This window comes from Kineosporia sp. R_H_3 (genome assembly GCF_002198675.1).
GTDB lineage: Bacteria > Actinomycetota > Actinomycetes > Actinomycetales > Kineosporiaceae > R-H-3.
In genome coordinates, this window is sequence record NZ_MWLL01000209.1 from 25,352 (window position 1) to 36,626 (window position 11,275).

Here is an 11,275-nt window from a genome sequence, read left to right on the forward strand (position 1 = left end):
GGGCAGAGCAAACACCCTTGGCTCGCTCCTGATGGCAGAGCAAAGCGGACGGCCGGCTCTACCTGCTGCGTGAGCGGGACGACGAGGACGACGAGGCCGACGACGAGAACGGTCAGCGGCAGACGGCGAGCGCGAGGTCCGCGGCCGCGGGGAGCGTCAGGGCACGGCCTTCGGCGAGGAGCGACTCGTCGTCGGGTCCGGCCGGCGTGAGCACCTCGGCGAGGCCCGTCTCGTCGCTCGGTGAGCGGGGTGAGCCGATCTCGGCACGCAGGGTCTCGGCCGCGCCGAGCAGGCGGAGCGCGTCCGCCCGAGCGCCGAGGCGGGTGGCGGTGACGGCGACGTCCTCGAGGAGGATCGCCAGGGCCCAGCGGTCGTCCCAGCGCTGGTAGGCCTCCAGGGCGCGGGCGTAGCCGGCGCGGGCACCGTCGAGGTCGCCGAGGCCGCGCAGCGCGTTCGCGAGGTTGTTGTGCGCGATGGCGACCATCCAGGCGTCGCCGACCTCGAGGTTGAGGCGCATCGCCTCGGTGAAGCGGGCCTTCGCGTCGACGAAGTCCTCGGTGAGCAGAGCGATCATGCCGAGGTTGTTCTGCGAGACCCCGATCGCCCAGCGGTCGCCGACCTGGGTGCGCAGCGCGAGGGCCTGCTCGTTGAGGGCGCGGGCCGCCGCGTAGTCGCCGGTGTACTCGGCGATGACGCCGAGGTTGCTGAGGAGCGCGGCGGCCTGCGCGCGGTCCCCGAGCCGTTCCCGGACGACGAGACTCGCCTCGTAGTGCGCACGGGCGTCGTCGTAGCGGCCCTGCTGGGCGGCGAGGGTCCCGCGCAGGTGCAGCACCCGGCCCAGGCCCACCTCGTCGACGAGCGCGGTGAACGCGTCGGCCGCCTCCGCGAGCCGGTCCTCGGCGTCCGCGAAGCGGCCCTGCTTGCGGGCGACCTCGGCGAGCGCGACGTCCGCCCAGCCGGTCGCGGCCCGGTCGCCGACCGCGTCGGCGTGCGCCCGGGCCTGCGTGTACGCCCGGTCGGCGTCGTCCCAGGCGGCGGTGAGCTCGAGCACCTGGCCGAGGGCGAGCAGCACGGGGCCGCGGGCGCCGTCGTCGAGCAGCGGCAGCACCGCCCGGTAGTGCTCGATGGCCGTCGAGTTCGCGTACCGGGCCCGCGCCGCCGCACCTGCCGCGAGCAGCGCCGACCGCTTCTTCGCGTCGTCGCCGCCGCGCACGTAGTGGTAGGCGACGAGGTCGAGGAGCTGGCCGCCGGCCGTGGACGCCGTCGCGGCGACGTGATCGCCCGCCCGTTCGTGGAGCCGGGTCCGGACGCCGTGCGGCATCGACTCGTAGGCGACGTCCCGCACGATGACGTGCCGGAAGGCGTGCAGCCGGGTCGCCGCGTCGTCGAGCGTGAGGAGGTCGACCTCGCGCAGGACGTCGAGGTCGGCGTCGACGCCGGCCCGGTCGCCGAGGTCGGGATGGACGGCACGCAGCGCGGTCCCGGTGAACGAGCGGCCGACGACGCTCGCGACCTTGGCCGTCGTCCGCGGACCCTCGGCGAGGGTGTCGATCCGGGAGAGGACGAGCGCGGCGAGGCTCTCGGGCATGTCGAGGGTCTCGACGTCCACGCCCGTGAAGCGGCCGTCGGCCCGCTCGAGCAGGTACGTGACGAGCTCCTCGACGTAGAACGGGTTGCCCGCGCTGCGCCCGACGACCCGCTCGACGAGCACCTCGGGCACGTCCCCGGCGTCCGGCGTCCGGGCCCGGACGAGCGACCGGACCAGTGCCGCGACGACGTCGTCGTCGAGCGCCTCGAGCTCCAGGGCCCGGCGGTGCGCCAGCACCTCGAGCCCGGTCCCCGGCTCCCCGGCACCGGCCGGCCGGTACGCCACGACGACGAGCAGCGGCACCACCGCGGCCGCCTGGGCGAGCACGGTGAGCAGGTCCCGGGACAGCGGGTCCATCCAGTGGCTGTCCTCGACGACGAGCGCGAGCGGCGCCGTCGAGGCCCGGTGCGTGACGATCCGGACGGCGAGGTCCTCCAGCGACGTCTTGCGCAGCTTGGCGTCGAAACCGCTGGTCAGGTCGGTGTCCGGCAGCGCGAGGTCGAGCAGCGCACCGAGCAGCGGCAACCGGGAGACGAGCCCCGGGTCGACGGACTCCAGCCGGGCCCGCAGCGCGGAGCTCACCGCCGGCACGTCGTCGGGGTCGAGACCGCCGAGCCCGAGCAGGTCCCACCAGACGTCGCGCCACGCGGCGTAGCTCGTGCCGGCGCCGAACGACGGGCTCTCACCGACGTGGACGGCGACCCCGCTGCGGGACAGCACCCGCACCATCTCCGCGACGAGCCGGGACTTGCCCATGCCGGCCTCGGCGACGATCTCGAGCACCCGTCCCGAGCCGGCGGCGACGTCCTCGACGACCTCGGTGACGAGGCCGAGCTCGCGGACCCGGCCGACCATCGGCTCGGTGAACCGGACGGCGAGCCGCGCCGCGAGCCCGGTGCCGCCGGCCCGGACGTCCTCGAGGGCGTGCGCCTGGATCGCGGCGCTCTTGCCCTTGACCGCGAGCGGGGCGAGCCGGCGCCACGCGAACCGGTCCTCGGCCGCGCGGTGCACCCGGCCGTCGACGATGATCTCGCCGGGCGCCGCGGCGGACATGAGCCGGGCCGCGACGTTCACGGCGTCCCCGAGGCAGCAGAACGTGCGCCGGGTCGGGTGCCCGTACGTGCCGCTGCGCAGGCGCCCGGTCGCGATCCCGATCCGTAGGTCGGTCGCGCTCGTCCGGCCCTCGAGCGCCCGCAGCTCGAGGGCCGCGGCGCAGGCCCGCGCGGCGTCGTCCTCGTGCGCGAGCGGGGAGCCGAAGACGGCGTAGAGGTAGGCGCCCTTGTCGCCGAGGGTCAGCTGGAGGGTGCTGCCGCCGTAGGCGTCGACGACCCGCTGGGCCTCCATCACGAACTCGTCGAGCTTGGCGTGCGCCGCCGGGTCGGTGTCGTAGTCGATCCCGCCGAACGACACGAAGAGCGGGACGGCGGGCCGCAGCTCGGCGAGGAACTCACCGCGCCCGGACCGCATCCGCTCGTAGACCTGGGGCAGCAGCCACTGCCGGACGACGTGCTCGGGCAGGTCCGGGGGCGGTTGCCACGGCATCGGGGCGGGTCGCGGCACCCGCAGCCCGCGGAGGACGCCGACCCGCCGGCCGGCTGCGCCGTCCGGGAGATCCGCGCGGTCCGGGAGATCCGCGTCGCCCGCGGGGTCCGCGGGGAGCACCTCGACGTCGGCCCGGTCGCCGAGGGCGTCGAGCGCCGACGCGTCGAGGGTCACCGTGCCCGTCGTCGCCCGCCGCTCGGCCGCGGCGAGGTGGTCGACGAGGCGGCCGGCGAGGACGTCGACGAGCTGCACCCGGTGGTCGCCGACGACGAGCCGGCGGGCCTCCCCCACCGCGACGGCGACCTTCATCGCGAGGTCGACGGCGGTGCCGGACGGCGTGACGACCCGGCCGACGTCCGCCATCGCCTCCTGCATGGCGAGGCCGCACGCGACCGCCCGCAGGCCGTCGTCCCCGTCGAGCCAGCACGTGACGGCGTCACCGCTGAAGGAGATGACGTCGCCGCCGTGCGCGTGCAGCCGCGACAGGAGGGCCTCGAAGACCACCCCGAGCACGGTGCTCAGCTCGTCGGCGCCCCGCCGCGGCCCGAGCTCGCGGGCCAGGGCCTCGGTGAGCGGTGTGAACCCGGAGATGTCGGCGAAGAGCGCCGCACCCCGCACCCGCGTGGGCAGCTCGACCCCGGCCGCGATCGCCCGCCGCCTGTCGGCGGCGATGTACGCCTGCGGGTCGTCCACGCCCGGTCTCCCAGTTGTCCGCGCCCGCGGGCTCAGGCGGTCAGCTGACGTGCAGTGCCTCGAACTCGGCGTCCGCGACGGTGTCCGGGTCGGCGTCGAGCCGCAGGTGCGCGAGCACCGTCTGGAGGACGCGCAGCGCGCTCGTCGCCCGCACGCCCCACGTCGACAGGTAGGAGTACTGCCACCACCACAGCGCCTCGTCGATGCGGCCCGCGCGGTAGTGCTTGAGGCCGTGCGCGAGCTCGGTCGCGACGTCGGCGAGGTCGTCGACGAGGCTCGCCCGGACGACCTCGTGGTTCGTCAGCGGGTCGACGACGTCGGCGTAGTCGTCGAGGCCGTGGAAGAGGTTCGCGAGGTTCTGCCGCACCGGGTCGACGTCCGGGTCGGGGCCGGCGTCCGGCTCGAACCGCTCGCTCGGGACGACGTCGCTGATGGCGCCGAGCCGGGCGCCCGCGACCGAGGTCTGCGAGAGCGCGAGCAGCAGGACCGGGATCGCGGTGTCCGGCGCGGAGCCGGCGGCGACCTCGGTCAGGGCGTCCAGGTAGGCCTGCGCGTCGGCCGCGGTCTCGTCGGCGAGACGGCGCAGCTCCTGCCGCTCGGCGACGTTCTCCACCGTGACGGCGAGGCCGTCGGTGACGGGTGTGTCGGTGCTCCGGTCAGACATCCAGAAGTCTCCTCCCCTCGAAGGCCCGGCCCAGTGTCAGCTCGTCGGCGTACTCGAGGTCCCCCCCGACGGGCAGCCCGGACGCGAGCCGCGTGATCCTGACGCCCATCGGCTTGAGCCAACGGGCGAGGTACGTCGCCGTCGCCTCCCCTTCGAGGTTCGGGTCCGTCGCGATGATGATCTCCGTGACGTCCCCTGACGCGAGCCGCTGGACGAGCTCCTTGATCCGGAGGTCGTCCGGGCCGACGCCCTCGATGGGGCTGATCGCCCCGCCGAGCACGTGGTACCGGCCGCGGAACTCGCGTGTCTTCTCGATCGCGACGACGTCCTTCGGCTCCTCGACCACGCACAGCACCGAGAGGTCCCGCCGCGGGTCGCGGCAGATCCGGCACTGCTGGTCGGCCGACACGTTCCCGCAGACGTCGCAGAAGCGCACCTTCTCGGTGACCTCCGTGAGCGCCGACACGAGACGGCGGATGTCCGCCGGGTCGGAGGCGAGCAGATGGAAGGCGATCCGCTGGGCACTCTTCGGACCGACCCCGGGCAGCCGCCCGAGCTCGTCGATGAGGTCCTGGACCACGCCTTCGTACACATCCGGCAGCCTACGTGACCCCGCGGACATCGGCGCCGCCCGAACCACGTGATCCAAGCCTTACCTACGAAAGGTCCGAACGCCCGAGGCGGACGCCGTCCTGCCCGCCCGTGCTCAGCCGCAGTCCGGCAGCCGCCCGCCGAGCAGCCCCTCGACGGCGAGCCGGACGTAGGTGCCGGCGAGGTCCTCCGCGGCCAGCGGCCCGTCGGGCCGGTACCAGGAGCTCGTGCCGTTGAGCATGTCGAGCAGGGCGAGGGTCACGAGCCGGACGTCGGCCACGTGCAGCTCACCGGCGCGCACCCCCGCGGCGACCGTGTCGGCGACCCGGCGCTGGTAGTACCGCCGGTGCCCGTCGACGACGGCCCGGTGCTCCGGGGTGAGCGCCGCGAGCTCGTGCCGGCCCACGAGGTGCTCGACCTGCCGCTCGACGAGGTGGAGCAGGTGCCCCCGGACGAGCCGGGTGAGCCGCTCGGTCGGCGTCCCGGCCTCGTCGAGCACCGGCAGGGTCCGCTCGACCGGCTCCTCGCTCACCGTCAGGCAGATCGCGAAGAGGATCTCCTCCTTCGACGCGTAATGGTGGTAGAGGCTCGCGCCGCGGATGCCGAGGGCGTCGGCGATCTCCCGCATCCCGATCTCGTGGTAGCCGTCGGACGCGAAGAGCCGGGCGGCGGCGGAGACGATCTGCTCCGCCGTCACCCGGCCCCGGCGCATCGGCTCGTCCACGGCGCCAGACCCTACCGACGCGGCACCGGCCGCCCGCCCCGACCGCTCGGTCAGCCGGCCGGCGTCCACGACGGGTCGCGCAGCGTGCGCTTGAGGATCTTGCCCTGCGGGTCGACCGGGAACTCCGGCACGACGTGCACGGCCTTGGGCACCTTGTAGCCGGCGAGCCGGTCCCGGCAGAAGTCGAGCACCGCCGCGGTGTCGACGTCGGCGTCCGGCTTCGGGATGACGAACGCGGTGACCGCCTCGGACCAGTACTCGTCCGCGCGGCCGACGACCGCCGCCCGCAGCACGGCCGGGTGCTGCATGAGGGCCCGCTCGACCTCCTGGGAGGAGACGTTCATCCCGCCGGACTTGATGACGTCCTTGATCCGGTCGTGGAAGAAGAGGTTGCCCTCGGCGTCCCGCCGGACCATGTCACCGGTGTGCACCCACCCGTCGCGGAACACCTCGGCGGTGCGCTCGGGGTCCTTGTAGTACCCGAGCATCGCCGAGGGGCTGCGGCACCAGAGCTCGCCGAGGTCGGCGTCCTGCCCGTCGAGGCCGACGACGCGGACCTCGAGGTGCGTCACCGGCTTGCCGATCCACGTCGGGTCGCCGCCCGGGATGTCGTCGAGCGTGCGGAACCAGCCGACGGTGCCGAGCTGGGAGAGCTCGGACTGCCCCCAGTAGGTGCCCCACACGACGTCCGGCGAGGCCTTGGCCCACGCGTCGATCGTGCTCGGGGTCATCTGGCCGCCGTACGTCATGCAGCGCTTGACGGTGCCGACGGCGTCCGGGCCGAAGTCCGGGTGCTGCGCGAGCGCCATGTAGAACGTCGGCGTCTGCGCGATGACCGTGACGCCCTCCTCGCGGACGATCCGCAGCGCCGACTCCGGGTCGACCGCGGCGGGCAGCACGAGGGTCGCGCCCATCATCGTCAGCGTCGTCATCGAGCCGAGACCGGCGATCGTGAAGAACGGCATGACGAACAGCCACACGTCGTCCGGGCCGGTCCGCAGCCCCCACGACCACGCCGGGGCGGTCGACGTGAGGTAGTTGCGGTGGGGCACGAGCACGCCCTTCGGCGCCGCCTCGGTGCCGCTGGTGTAGACGAGCATCGCGACGTCGAGCTCGTCGACCTCGGCGTCCGGCTGGGTCGCCGGTGCCGCCGCGACGAGGTCGGCCCACGACAGCCAGCCCGGCGCGAGCTCGCCGCCGGCCGCACCCGTCGGGCCGCCGTCCAGGTCGAGGCAGCGCACCGGCAGGCCCTCGGCCGCGGCCGCGCCGCCCGGCACGAGGTCGTGCGTCGCGACGAGCACGGTCGGCTCGGCGTGCTCGAGCTGGGCGCGCACCTCGTGCGGCTTGAGCAGCGGGCTGACGACGGTGAACGTCGCCCCGACCTTGAGCGCGCCGTAGTAGACGGCGACGACGTCGACCCGGTTGCGGGAGAGCATCGCGACCCGGTCGCCGCGGACGACGCCCTGCCCGAGGAGCACGTGCGCGGCCCGGTTGGCCATCGCGTCGAGCTCGCCGTACGTGACCGCGGTCCGCGTGCCGTCCGCGCCGAACGCGACGAACGCGACCTTGCCGGGCTGGTTCGCGGCGTGCCGGCGGAGCTGGTCGCCCAGCGTCGACCGGCCGAGGGCGGCGCGGTAGTGCTCGGGCAGGGCTCCGTTCGACGCGGCGGACGACACCGCCGTCATCCGGCCGTGCTCGCGTACATCGGCGACCCGAAGGTCTCCAGGTGCACGATGTCCTCGACCGGGGAGCGGGTGAGCTTGGTCGGGAAGCCCTTGGCGGGGTAGCCGACGGCGATGTGCGCGGCCGTGATGAAGCCCTCGGGGATCTCGAGCAGCTCGGTGACCGCGGGCTCGGACAGGCACAGCAGCGTCGTCACCGCCGTCGCCACACCCTGGTCGCGCAGGGCGAGGCAGAGGTTCTGCATCGTCGGGTAGATCGAGCAGCCGCCGACGACGGACAGCCGGCCGAGCTCGGTGTCGGTCGGGTGCAGGCCGGCCATCTCGGCGCAGACGACGATGATCGCCGGGACCTTGTGCAGGTTCTCGGCGAAGTCGTCGGCGGCCTGCACGGTCTTGTCCAGGGCGCCGACGTTGATGTCGCCGGTCGAGATCGCGGCGAGGTAGCCCTTCCACGGCGGGAGGTAGAGGTCGGCGAGGGCCTTCTTGCGCGCGGGGTCGCGGACGACGACGTAGCGCACGGGCTGCCGGTTGCCGCCCTGCGGGCCGAACCGGGCGGCGTCGAAGGCGCTGTACAGCACCTCGTCGGGCACCGGGTCGTCGGAGAAGTACCGGCACGTGCCGGTGGTCCGCATGGCGTCGATCAGCTCCATTGCTGCTCCGTCCTAGCCGTGGTTAGGGTTCGTCAGCGACAGCATGGTGTGACCTAGGTCTCTGGTCAAGAGGTGCTTCGACTGGGATACGCAGGGGTCTTGGCTCCGGACGGCCCGCACGTCTACCGTGACCTAACAGCCGTTACACCCAGGTCTGCCCGCCGTACCTCGGCGAGGACCATCCGAACCGACGGGACGGCGCATGACCCTCCTGGACACCCCCGCGGCCCCGGTCGACGCCGACCGGCTCGCCGCAGCGCTCGAGCACGCGAACATCCCGACGCTCGTCGTCGTGCTGCACCAGCTCACCGGCGACCGCCGCTGGCTCGCCGCGCCGTACCGGCCGCAGCGCGGGCGCGGCATGGACGACAACGCCTCCGGCGGCCTGCCGGACGACGTGCAGGCGCAGGTCCGGGCGGCGGCGCTCGAGGCGGTGCTCGCGTGGTCGCACGGGCGGCCGGTCGCCGTCCCCGCGCCGCGCGGCGACGCGCTCGTCGAGCTGCTCGAGGTCGCGCAGGGCGAGCCGGTGCCGCCGGAGTTCGAGCCGATGCTCGCCGAGCTGCTCGGCTTCGCGCCGGCACGCGAGCACGGGCCGGTCGCCGGTGCGGCCGGGTTCAGCGCACTGATCGTCGGGGCCGGCGTCTCCGGGATGCTCGCGGCGCTGCGGCTGCGGGCCCTCGGCGTCACGGTGACGGTGCTCGAGAAGAACGACGACGTCGGCGGCACCTGGCTGGAGAACCGCTACCCGGGCGCGGGCGTCGACACCCCCAGCCATCTCTACTCGTACTCCTTCTTCGACCACGACTGGGCGACGTACTTCGGCCGGCAGCCCGAGGTCGAGCAGTACCTCAAGGACTTCGCCGACGCCAACGACCTGCGCGGCCTCGTGCGGTTCGGCACCGAGGTCGCGTCGTCCGCGTGGGACGACGCGGTGCAGGAGTGGGTCGTCACGACGACGGCCGGCGAGACGTTCCGGGCGAACGCCGTCGTGAGCGCCGTCGGGCAGCTCAACCGGCCGCGCGTGCCGGTCATCGAGGGCATGGAGTCGTTCTCCGGCAAGGTGTTCCACTCGGCGCTGTGGCCGGACGACGTCGACCTCACCGGCCGGCGGGTCGTCGTCATCGGCACCGGTGCGAGCGCGATGCAGATCGTGCCGGCGGTCGTGGACGACGTCGCGCACCTCACGGTGTTCCAGCGGTCGCCGCAGTGGGTCGCACCGAACTCGGACATCTTCCGGCGCTTCCCGGACGAGGCGCACTGGCTCATGCGGACCGTGCCGCTGTACCGCGCCTGGTACCGGGCCCGGCTCGCCTGGACCTTCAACGACAAGGTGCACCGGTCGCTGCAGCGCGACCCGGCGTGGACCGAGCCGACCCGGTCGGTGAACGCCGAGAACGACGCCCACAGAAGGGTTTTCACCCGCTACCTCGAGGCGGAGCTCGCCGACCGGCCGGACCTGCTCGCGAAGTGCCTGCCCGACTACCCGCCCTTCGGCAAGCGGATGCTCCTCGACAACGGCTGGTTCGCGGCGCTGCGCCGCGACCACGTCGACCTCGTCGCCGAGGAGGTCGTGCGCTTCACGCCGTCCGGGGTCGAGAGCGCGGGCGCGCACGTCGACGCGGACGTCGTCATCCTCTGCACGGGCTTCCAGGCGCACGAGTTCCTCGGGCCGTGGCAGGTCCGCGGCCGGTCCGGGCGCACCGTGCGGGAGCAGTGGGGTCCGGACGACGCGACCGCCTACCTCGGCGTCACGGTGCCGGACCTGCCGAACTTCTTCATGCTCATCGGCCCGAACACCGCGCTCGGGCACGGCGGCAGCATGATCACGATCGCGGAGTTCCAGGCCGAGTACGTCATCCGGCTCGTCGAGCGGATGCTCGGCGAGGGCATCACGTCGGTCGAGCCGCACGCGGACGTCGCGCAGGCGTACACCGAGCGGGTGGACGCCGCCCACGGCGCGATGATCTGGACGCATCCCGGGATGACGAACTGGTACCGCAACCCGGCCGGCCGGGTCGTCTCGACGCTGCCGTGGCGGATCGTCGACTACCGGGAGATGATCCGCGAGCCCGACCTGGGCGACTTCCTCGTGCGCCGGGCGCGCTGAGCCCGCGCCGTCGCGGCGGCCGGGGTCAGCGCGCGCCGTCGAGGACGGCGACGAGCGCGTCGCACAGCGGCGGCCAGGCGTGCATCGCCCACGGCCCGAACTCCTGCTGCGTCAGGCATGCGACGGCGACACCGCGGGTCGGGTCGGCCCAGAGGAACGAGCCGCTGCCGCCGAAGTGGCCGAAGGTGCGCGGGGAGACCCTCGTGCCGGCCCAGTGCCCGGCCCGTCCGAAGTTGCGTTCGAAGCCCAGGCCCCAGTCGCAGGGGTCGAACCGGCCGACGCCCGGGACGATGCCTGCCAGGCCCGGGTAGGCGACCTCGACGAACCCGGTGAGCGTCGACGGGTGCAGCACCGTGGGGGCGAGCAGCTCGCGGCCGAACGCCGCGAGGTCGGTGACCGTGCTGTGGAAGCCGAACGCGGGCGACCCCTGCGGCGTCGTCGCGGTGAGCCCGAGGGGTTCGAGGACGGCCTCGGTGAGGTACTCGGCGAACGGGACACCGCTGGCCGTCGCGAGGTGGTCGGCGGCCTCCTCGATGCCACGGTTGGAGTACACCCGGCGGGTCGCCGGTGCGCAGACGACCGGGGCGTCGCTCTCGAAGCCGTACCCGGCCGTGTGCGCGAGCAGGTGCCGCAGGGTGGCCCCGGGCGGGCCGGCGGGGTCGTCGAGGGTGACGGCCTCCTCCTCGACGGCGACCCCGAGCGCGTAGGCGGTGAGCAGCTTGCTCACCGACGCGACCCGGGAGGGCTCGTCGACGGCGCCGCGGGACGCGAGCAGGCCGTGCGCATCGGTGACGACGAGGCCGGCGGCGGGGACGTCCCAGCCGTCGATCGCGGAGAGCACACCCGCGAGGGACGAGGCGAGCGCCGAACGGTCGCCGGTCGCGATGCCGGTCACCGGCGGCTCACTCCTCGCGCTCGTCGATGAGCTTGCCCCCGAGGAGCTGCTCGACGACGGGCGCGCCGACGAGCGAGGAGCCCTCGACGTCGGCGTCGTCGAAGCTCACCTCGTCGTCGCGGGGCGCGGTGCGGGGGGC

General features: G+C 74.0%; 8 protein-coding genes. 1 reads left to right on the forward strand and 7 read right to left on the reverse strand.

Annotation, left to right across the window (positions count from 1 at the left end; genetic code table 11):
- Nucleotides 1-112: 112 nt before the first annotated feature.
- The 6 genes from ECOMGDLI_RS26390 to ECOMGDLI_RS26415 all read right to left on the reverse strand — a co-directional run bounded on the left by ECOMGDLI_RS26390 (nucleotide 113) and on the right by ECOMGDLI_RS26415 (nucleotide 8,134).
- Nucleotides 113-3,823 carry a tetratricopeptide repeat protein gene (locus tag ECOMGDLI_RS26390; protein WP_088319823.1) on the reverse strand — a complete coding sequence of 1,237 codons (3,711 nt, stop codon included), beginning with the start codon at nucleotides 3,821-3,823 and terminating at the stop codon, nucleotides 113-115.
- A 40-nt stretch (nucleotides 3,824-3,863) separates the two neighbouring features.
- Nucleotides 3,864-4,487 (reverse strand): DUF5063 domain-containing protein, encoded by a 624-nt coding sequence (locus ECOMGDLI_RS26395; protein ID WP_088319824.1) that lies wholly within the window; start codon nucleotides 4,485-4,487, stop codon nucleotides 3,864-3,866.
- Nucleotides 4,480-5,079, reverse strand: a complete 600-nt coding sequence (gene recR, locus ECOMGDLI_RS26400; protein WP_088285067.1) for a recombination mediator RecR — start codon at nucleotides 5,077-5,079, stop codon at nucleotides 4,480-4,482. Before recR ends, ECOMGDLI_RS26395 begins: the two co-directional genes overlap by 8 nt.
- Before the next feature lie 114 nt (nucleotides 5,080-5,193).
- A complete protein-coding gene (locus ECOMGDLI_RS26405; RefSeq protein WP_198955201.1) occupies nucleotides 5,194-5,802 on the reverse strand; it encodes a TetR/AcrR family transcriptional regulator in 609 nt (202 codons plus the stop codon).
- Between the two features lie 50 nt (nucleotides 5,803-5,852).
- Nucleotides 5,853-7,487 (reverse strand): class I adenylate-forming enzyme family protein, encoded by a 1,635-nt coding sequence (locus ECOMGDLI_RS26410; protein ID WP_088319825.1) that lies wholly within the window; start codon nucleotides 7,485-7,487, stop codon nucleotides 5,853-5,855.
- Nucleotides 7,484-8,134, reverse strand: a complete 651-nt coding sequence (locus tag ECOMGDLI_RS26415) for a nitroreductase family protein (protein ID WP_088319826.1) — start codon at nucleotides 8,132-8,134, stop codon at nucleotides 7,484-7,486. Before ECOMGDLI_RS26415 ends, ECOMGDLI_RS26410 begins: the two co-directional genes overlap by 4 nt.
- Before the next feature lie 202 nt (nucleotides 8,135-8,336).
- Between ECOMGDLI_RS26415 and ECOMGDLI_RS26420 the strand changes: the two genes are divergently transcribed.
- Nucleotides 8,337-10,241, forward strand: coding sequence for an NAD(P)/FAD-dependent oxidoreductase (locus ECOMGDLI_RS26420; protein ID WP_088319827.1), 1,905 nt, complete (start codon nucleotides 8,337-8,339; stop codon nucleotides 10,239-10,241).
- A gap of 25 nt (nucleotides 10,242-10,266) precedes the next feature.
- On the opposite strand, the gene ECOMGDLI_RS26425 is transcribed toward ECOMGDLI_RS26420, so the two are convergent.
- The gene (locus tag ECOMGDLI_RS26425) at nucleotides 10,267-11,136 is read right to left on the reverse strand and encodes a serine hydrolase (protein ID WP_233153639.1); all 870 of its coding nucleotides are present in this window, start codon (nucleotides 11,134-11,136) and stop codon (nucleotides 10,267-10,269) included.
- Nucleotides 11,137-11,275: the final 139 nt, after the last annotated feature.

What these genes read in the sequence shown, in the direction of transcription:
- ECOMGDLI_RS26420 (WP_088319827.1), top strand. Translation starts at nt 8,337, where the DNA reads ATGACCCTCCTGGACACCCCCGCGGCCCCGGTCGACGCCGACCGGCTC.
- ECOMGDLI_RS26415 (WP_088319826.1), bottom strand. Translation starts at nt 8,134, where the DNA reads ATGGAGCTGATCGACGCCATGCGGACCACCGGCACGTGCCGGTACTTC.
- ECOMGDLI_RS26395 (WP_088319824.1), bottom strand. Translation starts at nt 4,487, where the DNA reads ATGTCTGACCGGAGCACCGACACACCCGTCACCGACGGCCTCGCCGTC.
- ECOMGDLI_RS26410 (WP_088319825.1), bottom strand. Translation starts at nt 7,487, where the DNA reads ATGACGGCGGTGTCGTCCGCCGCGTCGAACGGAGCCCTGCCCGAGCAC.